This window comes from Variovorax paradoxus (genome assembly GCF_009498455.1).
In the GTDB taxonomy this organism is placed as follows: Bacteria; Pseudomonadota; Gammaproteobacteria; order Burkholderiales; family Burkholderiaceae_C; genus Variovorax; species Variovorax paradoxus_H.
In genome coordinates this window covers 2,282,659-2,301,164 of record NZ_CP045644.1, presented here as the reverse complement: position 1 = coordinate 2,301,164, position 18,506 = coordinate 2,282,659, and the positions used below count along the sequence as shown (strand labels likewise).

Below are 18,506 nucleotides of genomic sequence, written 5' to 3'. Positions count from 1 at the left end.
TCAGCAACATCACCGTTCGCATGTCCGCGCCGCCGCGCAAGCAGCTGCGCGTGACGCTCGGCCAGCACTCGCTGGCGGGGAGCCACGCGCCGGTCAACCAGGACTTCCACGGCGCCATGCTGCCCGAGGGCACGCTGCGCGCGTCCAAGGGCATCGCCGTGGCGCTGGCCGACGGCATCGGCTCCAGCCGCGTGAGCCAGGTGGCGAGCGCGGCGGCCGTGCGCGGCTTTCTCGACGACTACTACGCCACCTCCGACACCTGGTCGGTGCAACGCGCCGCGCAACGCGTGCTTGGCGCCACCAACGCCTGGCTGCATGCGCAGACCCAGCGCAGCGACGCGCGCTTCGACAAGGACAGCGGCTACGTCTGCACCTTCAGCGCGCTGATCCTCAAGGGCCGCGACGCGCACCTGCTGCACGTGGGCGACGCGCGCATCCACCGGCTGCACGCCGGCGCGCTCGAACAGCTCACCGAAGACCACCGCGTGCGCGTGTCGTCGGTCGAGTCGTACCTCGGGCGCGCGCTGGGTGCGGGCGCCCATGTCGAGATCGACCACCGCTGCTGGGAGGCCGAGGTCGGCGAGGTCTACCTGCTGGCCACCGACGGCGCCTACACGCGCCTGGACGCCGCCGCCGTGCACGAAGCCTTGGCGCTGCACGCCGACAACTTCGACGACGCAGCGCGCTGGCTCGCGGAGGCTGCGCGCACCAAAGGCAGCACCGACGACATCACCGTGCAGCTGCTGCGCATCGACGAACTGCCCGATGCCGCCGCGCCACCCGCGCAACTGCAGCGCGAAGGCCTGGCAATGCCACCGGCGCTGGCGCCGCGCGCCCGTTTCGAGGGCTTCAGCCTCGTGCGTGAGATCCACATGAGCTCGCGCAGCCACGTCTACCTGGCCACCGACGACGCCACCGGCCAGCCCACCGTGCTGAAGCTGCCGTCGGTCGACCTGCGCGACGACCCCGACTACCTCGACCGCTTCGTGCTCGAGGAGTGGGTGGCGCGGCGCATCGACAGCCCGCACGTGCTCAAGGCCAGCGCCGTCGAGCGCCCGCGCGCGCACCTGTACGTGGCCATGGAGTACGTCGACGGCCACACGCTCGCGCAATGGATGGTCGACCACCCCCGCCCCGACCTGGACAGCGTGCGCGGCATCGTTGCGCAGCTCGCGCGCGGGCTGCAGGCGCTGCACGGCAAGGAGATGCTGCACCAGGACCTGCGGCCCGAGAACGTGATGATCGACCGCACCGGCACCGTGAAGATCATCGACCTGGCCTCGACCCACGTGGCCGGCCTGGCCGACGGCAGCGGCGAAGCCCGCGCGCTCGCCATCGAAGGCACGCTGCAGTACACCGCGCCCGAGTACTTCACCGGCCACGGCGGCACCGCGCGCTCCGACCTGTTCTCGCTGGCCGCGATCGTCTACCAGATGCTGTGCGGCCAGCTGCCTTACGGCCTGCAGGTGTCGCGCGTCCGCACGCCGGCCGACGTGGGCCGGCTGCGCTACGTGCCGGTGCGCCACCTGCGGCCCGAGCTGCCCGCGTGGGTCGACGCTGTGCTGCATAAGGCGCTGCATCCGCAGGCTGCGAAGCGGCAGCAGGCGGTGTCGGAGTTCGTGCACGACCTGCGCACGCCGGGCCCGGAGTTTCTGAGCGCGCGGATGCCGCCGCTGATCGAGCGCCGCCCCGTGCTCTTCTGGCAGTGCACCACCGTGCTGCTGGCCGCGGCGGTGGTCGTGCTGCTGGGGTTGCGCGCCTTCGGACGCTAACTAGATCACGCCAGTGGCATTGAATTCGTAATTCACGGTCGGGGTATGCATCATGGCCGCCCTCCACTCAGTGAGGTATCGCCGATTCAGATCATTGATCTCACCACTGCGGTAGCGTTCCACGACACGGCGCATAGAGCTAACAGCCACGATCAGCACACTCTGAATGAGGTGATTGAAATCCATGATGTGACGGATAGGGATCGCATGGAGTTGGTTATCGATGATTCGAATGTGGTCCTTGTATGTCCCGCTATGCATCGCTTGCGAACCTCTGGAATAGAAGGTCTCATATTCCGCAAAGCTCCCTAGATGTTTCGCCAACTGTCGGATGTTCGAGATGCCATCGAGCGCGTACCAAGCGACGTCCCTCTTGCGTCGCCGTCTTATCGCATCGAATTCGGCGTCTATTGCAAGGAACTCCGGCTGGCCCAGTACACGGGCCGCGTCTTGTAGCATCGCATTTGCCACCGCAGTGTTTTCGGGGTTACCCAAAAACGATTCCAGGTTGATCGATTTACGCAGCTCTTCCAGTCCCTCAGCCTCTGGCGTGCCAGCGATCAGTTTGCGGGCCCAACCCTGCTGCTCTCGAATGTCCGCAACGTAGTAGCGCCTCGCTCGCCGCTCGCTGTCGTTTTCAATCACATAGTGGAGGTACAGGGACGCCTCAAATGCGCTGCGCGCAGGAAGATGACTGGCATAGCCCGCCCCCTCTGAAAGTAAAACGTGCACAGCATCAACCATCGCGACTATCTGCTTGAGAAAAACGTAGCAGGTCACGATGGCAGTCATATCTCGTGGGCTGGATACGAAAGCACGAACGATCAAGTTCGACCCGTAGTTGGCAACATCACGTAGAGTTTCCATCTGTGAGCCAAAATTAGCCGCAATTTGTGCTCGGGCCTCGCTTCGATCAAGCAGTGTTGGATGAGGTTTCTCTGGCATAGATGTCGGATCGTCGGGGCGCGCGAGGAAAAGATCAATCTTTTCAGACTTGGGCTCTCCTCAGGATTAGGTCGCTCGAAACCATCTCGGTCGCACACATCCGATCCGGCCGGATTTCACAGCCGGCTTGCCTATCCAGCTCAATCCGTCGTCACTTACTCTCAGCCCGCGCGCTTGGTGCGGATCGCCTTCGAGGCGCGCGAGTTCGGTTCGCGGCCCAGCGCTTCGCTGATGTACACGCCCGCGTCGATGAGCTTGTCCAGGTCGATGCCGGTGGCGATGCCCATGCCGTGCAGCATGTAGACCACGTCTTCGGTCGCGACGTTGCCCGTCGCGCCCTTGGCATAGGGGCAACCGCCCAGGCCCGCCGACGACGACTGGAAGTTCCACACACCCAGTTCGAGCGCCGCCAGCGTGTTGACCAGCGCCTGCCCGTAGGTGTCGTGGAAGTGGCCGGAGATGGCATCGACATCGAAGTGCGCCAGCGTGGCCTCCATCGCCGCTTGCACCTTGCGCGGCGTGCCCACGCCGATGGTGTCTGCCACGTCCACGCGCTGCACGCCGATGCCCTTCATCAGTTGCGCGAGGTAGCCGACCTTGGACGGATCGATCTCGCCTTCGTAGGGGCAGCCCACGGTGCACGACATCGCGCCACGCACTCGGATGCCCTTGTCGAGCGCCGCTGCCACCACGGGCGCGAAGCGCTCGATGCTCTCGGCGATCGAGCAGTTGATGTTCTTCTGGCTGAAGGCCTCGCTCGCGGCGCCGAACACCACGATCTCGTCGGGCCATTCTTCGCGCGGCGCAGCAATGGCGGCCTCGAAGCCCTTCATGTTGGGCGTGAGCACCGAGTAGAGAACGCCCGGCTTGCGCGTGATGCCGTGCATCACCTCGGCGTTGTCGGCCATCTGCGGCACCCACTTGGGCGAGACGAAGCTGGTGACCTCGATCTCCTTCAGGCCCGCGTCCTGCAGGCGGTGCACGAGGCCGATCTTGACCTCGGCGGACACGGGTTGCTTTTCGTTCTGGAGGCCGTCGCGCGGACCGACGTCGACGAGCTTGACCTGGGTGGGGAGTTTCATGGGATGTCTCTGGTGTCGCTGTCGCGGGAGGATGCTGAAAAACCGGCTTCGATTGTCTGACACATGGGCTTGCGCTGCTTGGTACACAAGTCGCAGAAGGTAGCAATGCGCGCCTGTGGGGTTGCAAATGGTGCCAACCGGGTGGCTGCACGAAAAAACGCCGGATCTAGACGGTTTCGCGTTGCGCGAAGCCGTCGGGCAGATCGTCCGCGGCGTCGGCCTCGTTCACATCGACCGCATCCACGCGCGCACCGGCAGGCCCCTGGCGCGCCCAGTGCACCAGCGCTTCGACCCCATCGGCGGCGCCGGCCACGAGCGCTTCCACGTTGCCATCGCGCCGGTTGCGCACCCAGCCGCGCACGCCGAGCCGCTGCGCCGCCTGCACCATCGACCAGCGGTAGCCCACGCCCTGCACGAGGCCGTGGACGACGAGATGGCGGGTGACGATGGTGTTGGCGTTCATGAGCAGTGGTCAGTACGACTTCGGCAGCCCCAGTGCTTTTTCGGCGATGAAGTTCAGGATCATCTGCGGGCTGACCGGCGCGATGCGCGGAATGTAGCTCTCGCGCAGCAGGCGTTCGACATGGTATTCCTTCGCATAACCCATGCCGCCGAGCGTGAGCACGGCGTTCTGGCAGGCGTCGTGCGCCGCCTCGGCCGCGAGGTACTTGGCGGCGTTGGCCTCGATGCCGCAGGGCTCGTTCGCGTCGTACAGCGTGGCGGCCTTGAAGACCATCAGGTCGGCCGCTTCCAGGTTCGCCCAGGCGCGCGCGAGCGGATGCGCCACGCCCTGGTTCTGGCCGATGGGCCGGCCGAACACCACGCGCTCCTGCGCGTACTGCGCCGCGATGCGCAACGCGGCGCGGCCGATGCCGATGGCTTCGGCCGCAATCAATATGCGCTCGGGGTTCAGCCCGTGCAGGATGTATTCGAAGCCGCGGCCCTCCTCGCCGATGCGGTCTTCTTCGGGCACCTCGAGGCCGTCGATGAAGAGCATGTTGGAGTCGACCGCCGCACGGCCCAGCTTGTGGATCTCTCGCACCTCGACCTTGCTGCGGTCCAGCGCCGTGTAGAACAGCGTGAGGCCCTGCGTGGGCTTCTTCACCTGGTCGATGGGCGTGGTGCGCGTGAGGATCAGCATGCGGTCGGCCACCTGCGCGGTCGAGATCCAGATCTTGCGGCCGTGCAGCAGGTAGCTGCCGTTCGGCTGGCGCACCGCCTGCGTCTTGAGGCTCGTGGTGTCGAGCCCCGCGTCGGGCTCGGTCACGGCGAAGCAGGCTTTCTCGGTGCCCGCGATGAGCGGCGGCAAAAAGCGCTGGCGCTGCGCCTCGGTGCCGAACACCACCACCGGGTTGAGGCCGAAGATGTTCATGTGCACCGACGACGCGCCCGACATGCCCGCGCCCGACGCGCTGATGGCACGCATCATCAGCGCCGCCTCGGTGATGCCGAGCCCCGCGCCGCCCTGCGCTTCGGGCATCGCGATGCCGAGCCAGCCGCTCTCGGCGACGGCGCGGTGGAATTCATGCGGGAACACGGCGCGGTCGTCGTGGTCGCGCCAGTAGTCGATGGGGAAGTCTTCGCACAGGCGCTCGATGGCCGCGACGAGCGAGCGCTGGTCTTCGTTCAGGGAGAAATTCATGGGCTGTCGTCTTTCATGGGGTCCGCCTGCAGCGTGACACCGAGCGCGAGCATGCGGTCGATAGCTTCGTCCGCGTAGCCCGCTTCGCGCAGCAGCTCGACGCTCTGCTCGCCGATGCGCGGCGCGGGCCGGCGGATGGCTGCTGGTGTGGCGCTGTAGCGGCCGACGGGCGCGAGCGTGCGGATGCGGCCTTCGGTCGGATGGTCGAACTCGGGAAAAAAGTCGACGGCGCGCAGGTGCGGGTCGTCGAGCAGGCTCTCGGTCGTGTGCAGGCGCGCGACCGGAATGTCGGCCGCCTCCAACAGCGCCATCCATTCGTCGCTGCCGCGCGTGGCCATCACCTCGGCCACGAACGCATAGACCGCACCGATGTTCGCGGCGCGCGCCGTGTGCGTGCCGAACATCGGCGAGGCGCGCAGCTCGGGCCGGCCGATCACGTCGAAGAAGGCTTGCCAGTGCTTGTCGTTGTAGATGAGCACGCCAAGATAACCGTCGGCCGTGGCGTAGGGCTTGCGGTGCTCCGCGAGCAGGCGCGCATAGCCGGTGGGCCCGAGCGGCGGCTCGAAGCTGTGGCCACCGAGGTGGTCGCCCATGACGAACTGCGAGAGCGCCTCGAACATCGGCACTTCCACCGCCTGGCCCTGGCCGGTGCGCTGCGCGCTGAGCACCGCAGCCAGCAGCGCGATGGCCGCCTGCAGGCCCACGGCGCGGTCGGCGAGCGTGACGGGCGCGTAGCGCGGCGCACCGCCGCTTTGCTGCGCGAAGAGCGAGGCGACACCGGCCGCGCCCTGGATCAGGTCGTCGTAGGCGGGCTTGCCGGCATACGGACCTTCTTCGCCGTAGCCGAACGCGCCGAGGTAGACGATCTTCGGATTGACCGCGGCGACGGCCTCGTAGCCGAGCCCCAGCCGCGCCATCGCCTGCGGGCGCGTGTTGTAGATGAGCGCATCGCAACCCGCCGCGAGCCGCAGGCAGGCCTCGCGGCCTTCGGGCTGCTTGAGGTCGAGCACGATGGAGCGCTTGTTGCGGTTCAGGTGCATCGCCATCGCGCCCATGCCGGCATGGCGCATCGGGCCGACGGCGCGCAGGTTGTCGCCGGAGGGCGGCTCGACCTTGATGATGTCGGCGCCGAGGTCGCCGAGCGTCTGCGTGGCGTACGGGCCCATCACCACGGCCGTGAGGTCGAGGATGCGGATGCCCTGAAGTGGTCCGGTGGTGTTCATGACTTGGTGTTGGCTCCTTCCCCCTCTGGGGGAAGGCTGGGATGGGGGCAGGCAGAGCGCCCGATGGACACGCCGCTTGCCCCCACCCCTGCCCTCCCCCAGCGGGGGAGGGAGAAAGACAGCTGATGCACCCGCATTGCTCCTTCCCCTCTGGGGAAGGTTGGGATGGGGCAGGCAGAGCGCGCGATGGGTACGCCGCTTGCCCCCACCCTGCCCTCCCCAGAGGGGAGGGAGAAATGCAAATGCAGGACGCCTGTCATTCCGGTTGAATGCCCGCAGCCTGAATCAGCTTCTTCCACTTCGCCAGCTCCGACACGGTGAACGCACCCAGCTCTTCCGGCGTGCTGCCGAACGCATCGAAGCCCAGCCTGCTCACGCGCTCGCGAAACACCGCACCGTTCGCCATCTCCGACAGCGCCTTGTTGAGCTTCAGCACGACGTCGCGCGGCGTGCCGGCCGGCGCGAACACGCCGTTCCACGAGGTGATGTCGAAGCCCTTGAGCTCGGGCGTGTCGGCCAGCGGCGGCAGTTCGGGAAAGAGCTTGGTGCGCTCCTGCGTGGTGACCGCAATCGCGCGCATCTTGCCGGCCTTGACCGTGGCGAGCCCCGCCGCGAGGTCGACCACCATCATCGACACCTGACCGCCGATGAGGTCGGCGATGGCCGGCGGTGTGCTCTTGTAGGGCACGTGCAGCATCGGGATGCCGCTCATGCGCGACAGCGTGGCGCCGCTCACGATGCCGGTGCTGTTGCCGCTCGCATAGGTCAGCTTGCCGGGATGCGCACGGCCCCAGGCCAGCAGCTCGGCGACGCTCTTCACGGGCAGGTCGTTGTTCACCACCAGCATGAACGGCAGGTTGCCCATGCGGCTCACGGGCGCGAAGTCTTTCACCGGGTCGTAGGGCAGCGACTTCATCAGGCTCGGGTTGGCCGAGTGCGTGGTGTTGGTCGTCATGAAGAGCGTGTAGCCGTCGGGCGGCGCCTTGGCCACCAGCTCGGCGGCGATCACGCCGCTGGCGCCGGCGCGGTTGTCGACGATCACCGAGCCCTTGAGCGCCTCGCCCAGCATCTGCGCGGTGATGCGCGCCACCGCGTCGGTGCCGCTGCCGGCGGCGAAGGGCACGATCAGCTTGATCGGCTGCTTCGGGTAGCCGCCGTCCTGCGCAAAGGCCCAGGGCGCGGTGCCCGCGAGGCCCGCGGCAGCGCCGATGGAAATGAAACGGCGGCGGCTTTCCACCGCGACTGTTTCTGTCGCGTTCTTCGTCTGCATGGTTGTGTCTCCGGGGGTTGTCGTTCAGGGCCGGATCACGCGCTCCGGCGATTCCTCGTACGGCGGGCTGTAGATCACCAGCACGCGCACCGGCTCGTCGCTCACCACCGTGAAGGTGTGCATCGCGTCGGCCGGAAAAAAGCAGCTGTCGCCAGGATGCAGCTCCTGCCGCTGACCGCCCACCTCGGCGACCGCGCGGCCTTCAAGCACGTAGCAGACCTGTTCGATGCCCGGGTGCGCATGCGGCAGCGCGCCCTTGCCCTTCTGGATGTGACCCACCAGCACCTCGAGCTGCTTGGCGCCCACTGTCTCGGGGCCGATGAGGCGCTTGTTCAGCGTGCCGGTGTGGTTGGCCGGGTGGTAGCCGGTGATCTCGTCTTCGCGGACGAAGTAGCGCGCAGCAGTGGTTGCGGTGGCGGTTGCAGTCATCGGGGGTTCTCCGTCTTGGGTTCGATCGCGAGGCAGGCCGCGCGCAGCATCGCGGCGATGTCGTCGATGCGCGCTTCCATGCGGTAGCGCGGGCCGGCCACCGAGATCGCATAGGCCTCGCCGCCGATGCGCAGCGGCCAGGCCAGGCCGATCAGGTCGGGAATGCTTTCGCCGAGGTTGCCGTACCAGCCGCGCGCGGCGCCGCGCTGCAGCTCGGCCTCGATGGCGTCGGCGGTGGTGAGCGTGGCGTCGGTCAACGGCGCGAGCGTCATGCCGTCGAGCAGTTTGCGGCGCGCCTCGGGTGTGAGCGTGGAGAGCAGCGCGCGGCCCATCGAATTGGCATACGCGGGCCGCGTTTCGCCCGACTCGGCCGTGTAGCGGATGCGCTGCGGCGCGCTCAGCACGTCGAGATAGACGACGTTTTCCGCGTCGCGGAACTTGCCGAACACCACGGTTTCGCCCGCGGCGTCGCGCAGCTCTTCGAGCGTGGCCTTCACCCGGTCGAGCACCGGGTCGTGCGCGGCGATGACCTGCGCCATCGCCAGCAGCCGACCCGTCGGGTAGTAGCCCTGGCGGCGGCCGGTCTCGTACATGTAGCCCTGCTCTTCGAGGGTGCGGATCAGGCCCAGGCAGCTGGACACCGGCATCTCGAGCAGCCGCGCCATCTCGGACAGCGCCAGCGGCTGCTTCTCCCGGGCGAAGAGCTCGACGATCTCGATCACGCGAAACGCTGTTTTCACAACCATGAAGAAATTTTCTCGTATGTGAAAAACAAAAGCGTCGGGGTTTTCCCCCGCCGGCCGCGTTTCAGCCGGTTCGTCGTCGGCGGCGCAGGGGCGTCAGTAGCCCCGGACGGGATCGACGATGCCGGCGATCGGCAGCCCCTGCTCCATCGCGCGGATCTTTCCGGCGATCTGCGCAATGGACTCCTCGCGCAGCGTGCGCGCCGAGCCGTGCGGCGTCACGGTGATCTTCGGGTGGCGCCAGAAGGCATGGTCGGCCGGCAGCGGCTCGACCTGGAACACGTCGAGCGTCGCGCCCGCAAGCTGGCCGGCGTCGAGCATCGGGATCAGGTCGTCTTCGACCAGGTGGCCGCCGCGCGCAATGCTGATGAGGTAGCCCTCGGGCTTGAGCTTGCCCAGCGTCGTGCGGTTCAGGATGCCGCGCGTGGACTCGGTCAGCGGCAGCAGGTTGACCAGCACGCGCGTGGAGGCCAGGAACTCGTCGAACTGCGCCTCGCCGCTGAACACCTGCACGCCGTCGAGCGTCTTGGGCGAACGGCTCCAGCCGAGCACCGGAAATTCAAACTGCGCCACCGCCTTGGCCACGCGCTCGCCGAGCACGCCCAGGCCCATGATGCCGACCGGAAAATCGCGCCGCAGCTTCGGCTTGCGGTAGCTCCACTTGCCCTCGCGCGCATCGGCCTCGTACACGTCGAACTCGCGAAAGTGGCGAATGAGCGTGTGGCACACGTACTCGGCCATCTGCACCGACATGCCCGCGTCGTCGAGCCGCACGATGCGCGTGTTCGCCGGCACCTTGAGCTTGAGCAGCGCATCGACGCCCGCGCCGATGTTGAAGAGGCCGCGCAGGTTCGGCTGCTCGTCGAGAAACTGCTGCGGAGGCGCCCACACCACGCCGTGGTCGGCCTGCGGCGCGCCGGGCGTCCAGGCTTCGATGGTGGCTTCGGGGAGTTCGGCCTTCAGGCCATTGATCCAGGGATCGGGACGGTTGTCGGTGAGGTAGACAGAGATTCGCATGGGCGCCATCTTAGAAGGCACCGGCTTGTTGCGCTGCGCGCCCTCCCCTATGCTCGACCGCATTCAGCCACCCAGGAGACACCTCAAATGATCAAAGTCAGCGTGATGTACCCCCACACCCCCGGCGCGCGGTTCGACCACGACTACTACCGCGACCAGCACATGCCCATGCTCAAGGCCCGCATGGGCGACGCCTGCCTCTCGTACACCATCGACAAGGGCCTGGGCGGCGGCGCACCGGGTTCGCCGCCCACGTATGTCGGCATGTGCCACGTGTTCGCCGAATCGGTCGAGTCCTTCCAGAAGGCCTTCGGCCCGCACATGAAGGAGATCCAGGGCGACATCAAGAACTACACCGACATCGTGCCGGTGATGCAGATCAGCGAAGTGGTGGTGGGCTGACGCACCACTGCGCTTCTGACCGGACTCAGGCCTTGCCCGTCCGGCGACGGCGCCACAGCACCCGCACCAACCATCCCATGGGCAGCACCACCAGCAGCAGCCACGGCAGCGCCGCAGCCACGAAGGTGATGAGCGCGCCCACGCTTTCGGCCAGCACGTCGCCGGCGTTGCGCAGCGCGTGCGCCATCGGGCTGTAGCCGTCGCTGCCGCTCACCAGCGCGCGCTTGGGCGTGAACTGGATCTGGATGTGCTGCTTGCTGGTCTGCTGCGCGAGCACCTTGCGCTGCGTGGCGATGGCGTCGAGTTCGGCTTGCGTGTCCGACAGCGTGCGCTGGATCGCCAGCAGGTCAGCCATGGTGCGCTTGGTGACGGTGTCGCGCAGCATGACGCGCAGGCTGTCGCGGAACTCGGTGCGGTTCTTGATGCGGGCCTCGACGTCGATCACCTCGGAGGTCTTGTCCTCGCTGGTGGTGGTGTGCGAGACCACGTTCGCCACGCCGGCCAGGCCGCCGAGCAGCTTGTCGACGTCGGCAGGTTCGACGCGCATCTCGAGCAGGGCGTTGCCCGGCTGCTGCGGCGTCTCGCGCAGCAGCGACGAAGACAGCAGCTCGCACTTCAGCGTGCCGCACAGGTCGCGCACCTTGCCCCAGGCGTCGGCCAGCTGCTCGGCCGGCACTTCGACATTCAGGTCCTGCCGCACGGCCAGGAAGCGTTGCAACGCGGTCTCGCCGCTGCCGCCCCGCGCCTCGTCGGACTGCGACGCGGCGATTTCGGCTTGCGGCGCGCTCGCCCGCTGCACTTTCATGGCACCGCCATAGCCCATCGGCGGTGCCTGCATGGGCGCAGGCGCTGAGGCCGGCGCGGCCGACTCGGCACTGTGCTGGCGGTCGCAGCCGGCCAGCGACAGGGCGGCCGCCAGGGCCAGCAGGACGGCGCCTGCGCGGTGGCGCATGGCAGCGCGGGGTGTCGACACGGAAAGGGTGCGGCGGGTCATCAGGACTCCTTGAAAAGAATGACTACCACCGCTGATACGGACCAGCGTCCGCAACGGGGTTAAGCCGCCGCAGCCATTCGCAACAATTCGTCGCCTTCCGCCACCTGCTCGCCCGGCGAGAACATCAGTTCTTCCACCGTGCCGTCGGCGGGCGCGGCGATGGTGTGCTCCATCTTCATGGCTTCCATCACGGCCAGCGGCTGGCCGCGGCTGACCTTGTCGCCCGCCTTGACCGCGAAGGACACGACCTTGCCGGGCATCGGCGCCGTGAGGCGGCCGCCTTCGGCGTGGGTGTCGCCCGCGTGGGCGAGGCGGTCGATGGCGGTGAGGCGCGTGGCGCCCTTCGACGCGAACACGTGGGCGGTGGCGCCGTCCAGGTGCACGTCGAGGGTCTGGCGCGTGCCCGCGAATTCGAGCTCGAACTCGCCCGTGGGAAAACGGCCGACCGTCAGCGGGCCATTGACGCCGCCCACTTCGAGGTTCAGGCCGCCGTCGCGGCGGTAGGTCAGCAGCGCGCTGTGCTCGGTGCCGCGGAACTCGAAGTCGAAGCGGCGCTTGTACTCGCCATGCGCGCGCCAGCCGTCGCGGCGCTCGAAGGGGTCGGGCACGCCGACCGGTGCTTCGGTGACCAGCGTGCGCGTGATGGCGGCAGCCGCGGCCAGCGGCAGGCCCAGCGGCTCGCGGTCGAACAGCACGGCGCGCTCGCGCTCGATGAGCGCAGTGTCGAGGTTCGCCTTCGAGAACGACTCGGTCGCCAAAATGCCGCGCAGGAACTGCACGTTGGTCGACACGCCCACGATCTGCACTTGCGCCAGCGCAGCGTCGAGCCGGGCCAGCGCTTCGGCGCGCGTGCTGCCGTGCACGATGAGCTTGGCGATCATCGAGTCGTAGAAGGGCGAGATCTCGCCGCCCTCGCGCACGCCGTCGTCGATGCGCACGCGGCTGCGCTGGAAGGCCGTGGCCTGCGGCTTGCGGTACACGCGCAAGGTGCCGGTGGCGGGCAGGAAGTTGTTGTCGGGGTTCTCGGCGCAGATGCGCGCCTCGATGGCGTGGCCGTGAATCTGCAGCTCCGATTGCTTGGCGGGCAGCGGCTCGCCCGAGGCCACGCGCAGCTGCCATTCGACGAGGTCGAGGCCAGTGATGGCTTCGGTCACCGGGTGCTCCACCTGCAGGCGCGTGTTCATCTCCATGAAGAAGAAGTTCATTTCGCCGCCTTCGCGCTGCTCGACGATGAACTCGACCGTGCCCGCACCGACGTAGTTCACGGCGCGCGCCGCAGCCACGGCCGCATCGCCCATTTCCTTGCGCATCGCCTCGGTCATGCCGGGCGCGGGCGCTTCTTCGAGCACCTTCTGGTGGCGGCGCTGCACCGAGCAGTCGCGCTCGAACAGGTACACGTAGTTGCCCTGCGTGTCGCCGAACACCTGGATCTCGATGTGGCGCGGGCGCTGCACGTACTTCTCGATCAGCACCGCGTCGTCGCCGAAGCTGTTGATGGCCTCGCGCTTGCACGAGGCCAGCGCGGCCTCGAAGTCCGCGGCCTTGTCGACCGCGCGCATGCCCTTGCCACCGCCGCCGGCGCTGGCCTTGATGAGCACCGGGTAGCCGATGCGGTCGGCCTCGCGCTGCAGCAGCGCCGGGTCCTGGTCGTGGCCGTGGTAGCCGGGCACCAGCGGCACGCCGGCCTTTTCCATCAGCTGCTTCGACTCGGCCTTCAGGCCCATGGCCTTGATCGCCGAGGGCGGCGGGCCGATGAAGGCCAGGCCGGCGTCGGCGCAGGCCTGTGCGAACTCTTCGTTCTCGCTGAGGAAGCCGTAGCCCGGGTGCACGGCTTCGGCGCCCGTGGCCTTGGCGGCTTCGAGGATCTTTTCCCAGCGCAGGTAGCTGTCCTTCGGGGCGCTGCCGCCGAGGTACACGGACTCGTCGCAGGCGCGCACATGGTTGGCGTGCGCGTCGGCATCGGAGTACACCGCCACGGTGCGAACGGCCATGCGGCGTGCGGTTGCGGCAACACGGCAGGCAATTTCACCGCGATTCGCAATCAGGATCTTCTTAAACATGGTGGACTTTCGCGGTGAAATTGCCTGAGCACGCTGCGCGTGCCATGCGATTTGGCTTCGCCGCTGCGCCGCTTCGCGGCTGGTCACCACGATTGGCAATCAGGATCTTCTTAAACATTAGGGGTGTCTCCCGGAGGATTCTTTTTCAGTTGAAAAGCGGACGTGACGCCCGGATCGGGCCGGCCACTGAAGATGCGTGCCACGCGGCTGAACAGCGCGCGCAGAAAACGCCAGCTCTTGCGGATGAGCCACACGCTGAGCACGAGCACGAAGACGAACAGCACGAGAAAGACCAGCGGATGCGCCACCGCGAGCCACAGCCCGGCCGGCACCATCGAGTCTTCGACCAGCGACGCCCCGACGTTCGAGAACGGTTCGGGCGAGGTGTTGATGGCCGCGCGCGTGGTGGCCTTGGCCGCATGCGCCGTGGCCGCGAAGCCACCGCCCAGCAGCGCCGCGACGACGGCCATCGCGCCGTGGTCGGCACCGAACACGCTGGCCGCGAGCGCCGCGCCGGCGGGGATGCGGATCGCCGTGTGCACCACGTCCCAGAGCGAGTCGAGGCCGGGGATCTTGTCGGCGAAGAACTCGACGAACACCATGAAGCCGCTGACCGCCAGCACGATCGGATGCGCGAGCATCTGCAGCCCCGAAGGCAGCGGCACCCAGCCGAAGTAGCCAACCAGGCCGGTCAACAGCACGACGAGGTACAGGCGCACGCCGCTGGCCCAGCCGATGGCGGCGGCCAGTGCGAGCAGTTGCGGCATGTCGAGTGCGTTCATGGCGAGTCCTTGCGTGGCTGTCAGCTGGCGGCGAGCCAGGACGGCTTGCGCTTCTGCAGGAAGGCCTGCACGCCCTCGCGGCCTTCGTCGCTCGAACGGATGTCGGCGATGCCTTCGACCGTCTTCGCGATGAGCGCGCCGTCGATTTCGCGGCCGGCCACGTCGGCGATCAGCTGCTTGCAGGCGCGCACGGCCGCGGGGCTGGCGCCGGTGAGCGCCTTGACGAGTTCATCGACCTTGGCGTCGAGCGCATCGGCCGCGACCACTTCATGCACGAAGCCGATGCGGTGCGCCTCGGCGGCGGTGAAGCGTTCGGCCGTGAGGAAGTAGCGCTGCGACGCGCGCGGGCCCATGGCGCGCAGCACGTACGGGCTGATGGTCGCGGGCACGAGGCCGATCTTCACTTCGCTGAGGCAGTACCACGCGGTGTCGACGCTCACGGCCATGTCGCAGGCGGCCACGAGCCCCATGCCACCGGCGTACACATCGCCCTGCACGCGCGCGATGGTGGGCTTGGGGCACTCGGCGATGGTGCGCAGCATGTCGGCCAGCTTGCCCGCGTCGGCGAGGTTCTCGTCCCGCGTGTAGTCGGCCATGCGGCGCATCCAGTTGAGGTTGGCGCCCGCGCAGAAGGCCGGGCCGTTCGCGCCGAGCACGATGGCCTTGACCTGCGGCGCGCCGCCGGCTTCGAGAAAAGCCTGCGTCAGCTCGGCGATCACGACGTCGTCGAAGGCGTTGCGCGCGTCGGGCTGGTCGAGCCAGATGCGCGCGACCGCGCCGTCGATGGCGAGGTTCAGCTTGGTGAAGGTGCTGCTCATGCGGTGGCCCTCGTCACATGCGGAAGATGCCGAACTTGGGCTCGGGGATCGGCGCGTTTCGCGACGCGGCCAGGCCCAGTGCGAGCACGCGGCGCGTGTCGGCCGGATCGATGATGCCGTCGTCCCACAGGCGCGCGGTGGCGTAGTAGGGGTGGCCCTGGTCTTCGTACTGTTGGCGGATCGGCGCCTTGAAGGCTTCTTCTTCGTCGGCGCTCCAGCTGCCGCCCTTCAGTTCGATGCCGTCGCGTTTCACCGTGGCCAGCACGCTCGCGGCCTGCTCGCCGCCCATCACGCTGATGCGCGCGTTGGGCCACATCCAGAGGAAGCGCGGGCTGTACGCGCGGCCGCACATGCCGTAGTTGCCGGCGCCGAAGCTGCCGCCGATGATGATCGTGAACTTGGGCACGTTGGCCGTGGCCACGGCCGTCACCATCTTGGCGCCGTGGCGCGCGATGCCTTCGTTCTCGTACTTGCGGCCCACCATGAAGCCGGTGATGTTCTGCAGGAACACCAGCGGGATCTTGCGCTGGCAGCACAGCTCGATGAAGTGCGCGCCCTTCTGCGCCGACTCGCTGAACAGGATGCCGTTGTTCGCGATGATGCCGACCGGCATGCCCTCGATCTCGGCAAAGCCGCAGACCAGCGTGGCGCCGAATCGGGCCTTGAACTCGTGGAACTCGCTGCCGTCGACGATGCGCGCAATGATCTCGCGCACATCGAAGGGCTTGCGCGTGTCGGTGGGGATCACGCCGTACAGCTCTTCGCGCGGGAACTCGGGCGCGCGCACCGCGGCGCCGTCGGGCTTCTCTGCCGACTTCGCATTCAGGTTGGCCACCGCCGAGCGCGCGAGCGCCAGCGCGTGCAAGTCGTTCTGCGCCAGGTGATCGACCACGCCCGACAGGCGCGTGTGCACGTCGCCGCCGCCCAGGTCTTCGGCCGACACGACCTCGCCCGTCGCGGCCTTCACGAGCGGTGGGCCGCCCAGGAAGATGGTGCCCTGGTTCTTCACGATGATCGATTCGTCGCTCATCGCCGGCACGTACGCGCCGCCGGCCGTGCACGAGCCCATGACCACCGCGATCTGCGGAATGCCCTGGGCGCTCATGTTGGCCTGGTTGTAGAAGATGCGGCCGAAGTGGTCGCGGTCCGGAAACACCTCGTCCTGGTTCGGCAGGTTGGCGCCGCCCGAGTCCACGAGGTAGATGCAGGGCAGGCGGTTCTGCTCGGCGATCTCCTGCGCGCGCAGGTGCTTCTTGACGGTCAACGGGTAGTAGGTGCCGCCCTTCACGGTCGCGTCGTTGCACACGATCATGCAGTCGACACCGTTCACGCGGCCGATGCCGGTGATGATGCCGGCGCCCGGAGCCGACTCGGCCCCCTTGCCGTCGAGGTACATCGCATGCGCGGCCAGCGGCGCGATTTCGAGGAAGGGCGTGCCCGGGTCGAGCAGCTCGGCCACGCGGTCGCGCGGCAGCAGCTTGCCGCGCGCCGTGTGCTTGGCGCGCGCGGCCTCGCCGCCGCCCTGCTCCACTTTGGCGAACTGCTTTTGCAGGTCGTCGACCAGCGCACGCATCGCGGCCGCATTGGCCTGGAAGTCGGCGGACCGAGCGTTGAGTTTGGTTTCGAGTTTGCTCATGCTGTCTTTTCTTGCGTGAGACCGAGTTGCTCGGTCATGGCATCGCGGATCTTGAATTTCTGGATCTTGCCGGTCACCGTCATCGGGAACTCGGAGACGAACTGGATGTACTTCGGCACCTTGTAGTGCGCGATCTGCCCTTTGCAGAAATCGCGGATCTCGGTGTCCGTGGCCGTCTGGCCGGGCTTGACGATGATCCAGGCGCACAGCTCTTCGCCGTACTTCCTGTCGGGCAGGCCGACCACCTGCACGTCCTGCACCTTCGGGTGGCGGTACAAAAATTCTTCGATCTCGCGCGGGTAGATGTTCTCGCCGCCGCGGATCACCAGGTCCTTGATGCGGCCGACGATGTTCACGTAGCCCTCGGCGTCCATCGTGGCGAGGTCGCCGGTGTGCATCCAGCGCTCGGCGTCGATGGCTTCGCGCGTCCGGGGTTCGTCTTCCCAGTAGCCGTGCATCACCGAGTAGCCGCGCGTGCACAGCTCGCCCGACTTGCCGATGGGCATGACCGCGCCGGTCTCGGGGTCGATGATCTTCACCTCGAGGTGCGGCTGCACCGTGCCCACGGTCGACACGCGCTTGTCCAGCGGCGTGTCTGTGCTGCTCTGGCAGCTCACGGGGCTGGTTTCGGTCATGCCGTAGGCGATGGTGATTTCGTTCAGATGCATCTGGTCGACCACGCGCTTCATCACCTCGGTCGGGCACGGCGAGCCGGCCATGATGCCGGTGCGCAAGGTCGACAGATCGAACTCCTTGAAGCGCGGGTGGTCGAGCTCGGCGATGAACATCGTGGGCACGCCATGCAGGCCCGTGCATTTTTCGGCCTGCACGGTTTCGAGCACCGTGAGCGGATCGAAACCGTCGTTCGGGTACACGATGGCCGAGCCGTGCGTGAGGCAGGCCAGGTTGCCCAGCACCATGCCGAAGCAGTGGTACAGCGGCACCGGAATGCACAGGCGGTCATCCGGCGTGAGCTTCATGCACTCGCCGATGAAGAAGCCGTTGTTCAGGATGTTGCGGTGCGTGAGCGTCGCGCCCTTGGGGAAGCCCGTGGTGCCGCTGGTGAACTGGATGTTGATCGGGTCGGTGGCCTTCAGCGTCTTCTGCGTCGCGGCCACGCGCGCATCGGCCGGATCCCCGCTGGCCAGCAGCTCGCTGAAGCGGCGCATGCCGGGCTGCTCGTCACCTTGGCCGGGCTTGGCGTCGATCCAGAAGGTGTGCAGCAGCTGCGGCAGCTTCGCCGGGCCCAGCTCGCGCAGCATGCCCAGGTAGTCGCTGGTCTTGAACTGCGCCATCGTCACCAGCGCCTTGCAACCGACCTTGTTGAGCGCGTACTCGAGCTCCGAGGTGCGGTAGGCGGGGTTGATGTTCACGAGGATCAGGCCGACCTTGGCGGTCGCGATCTGCATCAGCACCCACGGCACGTTGTTGTGCGACCAGATGCCCACGCGGTCGCCGGGCACGAGTCCCAGGTTCAGCAGCGCGCTGGCCAGCTTGTTCGACGCGGTCTGCAGTTCGCGGTAGGTGAAGCGCTGGCCTTCGTGGCGGCTGACGAGGGCTTCGCGCTCGGGCTGCCTGGCGACCATGTCGTCGAAGAAGTCGCCGATGGGGTGTTCGATGAGGGGGACGTTGGTGGCGCCCTTGCCGTAGCTCTCGGTCAACGCAGCAGTCATGCTCATGTTCCTTGTCTC

At 67.5% G+C, this 18,506-nt stretch carries 17 protein-coding genes; 2 read left to right on the top strand and 15 right to left on the bottom strand.

Annotated features, from left to right (window positions below):
• The first annotated feature begins 20 nt into the window (after positions 1–20).
• Positions 21–1,772: a bifunctional protein-serine/threonine kinase/phosphatase gene (locus tag GFK26_RS10545; protein ID WP_153281924.1), complete on the top strand. Its 1,752-nt coding sequence runs from the start codon at positions 21–23 to the stop codon at positions 1,770–1,772.
• Here the strand turns inward: GFK26_RS10545 and GFK26_RS10540 are convergent, their stop codons facing one another.
• The 9 genes from GFK26_RS10540 to GFK26_RS10500 all read right to left on the bottom strand — a co-directional run bounded on the left by GFK26_RS10540 (position 1,773) and on the right by GFK26_RS10500 (position 10,123).
• Positions 1,773–2,717: a DUF5677 domain-containing protein gene (locus GFK26_RS10540; protein ID WP_153281923.1), complete on the bottom strand. Its 945-nt coding sequence runs from the start codon at positions 2,715–2,717 to the stop codon at positions 1,773–1,775.
• Positions 2,718–2,878: 161 nt separating this feature from the next.
• On the bottom strand, positions 2,879–3,799 hold the full coding sequence (locus GFK26_RS10535; RefSeq protein ID WP_153281922.1) for a hydroxymethylglutaryl-CoA lyase: 921 nt from the start codon (positions 3,797–3,799) through the stop codon (positions 2,879–2,881).
• Between the two features lie 166 nt (positions 3,800–3,965).
• The gene (locus tag GFK26_RS10530) at positions 3,966–4,262 is read right to left on the bottom strand and encodes an acylphosphatase (RefSeq protein ID WP_153281921.1); all 297 of its coding nucleotides are present in this window, start codon (positions 4,260–4,262) and stop codon (positions 3,966–3,968) included.
• A gap of 9 nt (positions 4,263–4,271) precedes the next feature.
• Positions 4,272–5,441 (bottom strand): acyl-CoA dehydrogenase family protein, encoded by a 1,170-nt coding sequence (locus GFK26_RS10525; RefSeq protein WP_153281920.1) that lies wholly within the window; start codon positions 5,439–5,441, stop codon positions 4,272–4,274.
• Positions 5,438–6,664 carry a CaiB/BaiF CoA transferase family protein gene (locus tag GFK26_RS10520; protein WP_153281919.1) on the bottom strand — a complete coding sequence of 409 codons (1,227 nt, stop codon included), beginning with the start codon at positions 6,662–6,664 and terminating at the stop codon, positions 5,438–5,440. The genes GFK26_RS10525 and GFK26_RS10520 overlap by 4 nt, the downstream gene beginning before the upstream one ends.
• 256 nt (positions 6,665–6,920) lie before the next feature.
• Positions 6,921–7,934 (bottom strand): Bug family tripartite tricarboxylate transporter substrate binding protein, encoded by a 1,014-nt coding sequence (locus GFK26_RS10515; RefSeq protein ID WP_153281918.1) that lies wholly within the window; start codon positions 7,932–7,934, stop codon positions 6,921–6,923.
• 24 nt (positions 7,935–7,958) lie between these two features.
• Positions 7,959–8,363: a cupin domain-containing protein gene (locus GFK26_RS10510; RefSeq protein WP_153281917.1), complete on the bottom strand. Its 405-nt coding sequence runs from the start codon at positions 8,361–8,363 to the stop codon at positions 7,959–7,961.
• Positions 8,360–9,109 carry an IclR family transcriptional regulator gene (locus GFK26_RS10505; RefSeq protein ID WP_153281916.1) on the bottom strand — a complete coding sequence of 250 codons (750 nt, stop codon included), beginning with the start codon at positions 9,107–9,109 and terminating at the stop codon, positions 8,360–8,362. The genes GFK26_RS10510 and GFK26_RS10505 overlap by 4 nt, the downstream gene beginning before the upstream one ends.
• Positions 9,110–9,202: 93 nt before the next feature.
• Complete coding sequence (locus tag GFK26_RS10500) at positions 9,203–10,123, bottom strand: 2-hydroxyacid dehydrogenase (RefSeq protein ID WP_153281915.1); 921 nt, start codon at positions 10,121–10,123, stop codon at positions 9,203–9,205.
• A gap of 87 nt (positions 10,124–10,210) precedes the next feature.
• Between GFK26_RS10500 and GFK26_RS10495 the strand changes: the two genes are divergently transcribed.
• Entirely contained in the window at positions 10,211–10,525 is a 315-nt protein-coding gene (locus GFK26_RS10495; protein ID WP_153281914.1) for an EthD family reductase, read from the top strand.
• Between the two features lie 25 nt (positions 10,526–10,550).
• On the opposite strand, the gene GFK26_RS10490 is transcribed toward GFK26_RS10495, so the two are convergent.
• From GFK26_RS10490 to GFK26_RS10465, 6 genes are all read right to left on the bottom strand, one after another.
• Complete coding sequence (locus GFK26_RS10490; protein WP_194274062.1) at positions 10,551–11,519, bottom strand: DUF4349 domain-containing protein; 969 nt, start codon at positions 11,517–11,519, stop codon at positions 10,551–10,553.
• Between the two features lie 59 nt (positions 11,520–11,578).
• Positions 11,579–13,579, bottom strand: a complete 2,001-nt coding sequence (locus tag GFK26_RS10485) for an acetyl-CoA carboxylase biotin carboxylase subunit (RefSeq protein ID WP_153281913.1) — start codon at positions 13,577–13,579, stop codon at positions 11,579–11,581.
• A 110-nt stretch (positions 13,580–13,689) separates the two neighbouring features.
• Positions 13,690–14,361, bottom strand: a complete 672-nt coding sequence (locus GFK26_RS10480; RefSeq protein WP_062478695.1) for a DUF4126 domain-containing protein — start codon at positions 14,359–14,361, stop codon at positions 13,690–13,692.
• A gap of 20 nt (positions 14,362–14,381) precedes the next feature.
• Positions 14,382–15,179: an enoyl-CoA hydratase/isomerase family protein gene (locus GFK26_RS10475; RefSeq protein ID WP_153281912.1), complete on the bottom strand. Its 798-nt coding sequence runs from the start codon at positions 15,177–15,179 to the stop codon at positions 14,382–14,384.
• A 13-nt stretch (positions 15,180–15,192) separates the two neighbouring features.
• Positions 15,193–16,815 (bottom strand): carboxyl transferase domain-containing protein, encoded by a 1,623-nt coding sequence (locus GFK26_RS10470; RefSeq protein ID WP_099793203.1) that lies wholly within the window; start codon positions 16,813–16,815, stop codon positions 15,193–15,195.
• Positions 16,812–18,494, bottom strand: coding sequence for an AMP-binding protein (locus tag GFK26_RS10465; protein WP_153281911.1), 1,683 nt, complete (start codon positions 18,492–18,494; stop codon positions 16,812–16,814). Before GFK26_RS10465 ends, GFK26_RS10470 begins: the two co-directional genes overlap by 4 nt.
• Positions 18,495–18,506: the final 12 nt, after the last annotated feature.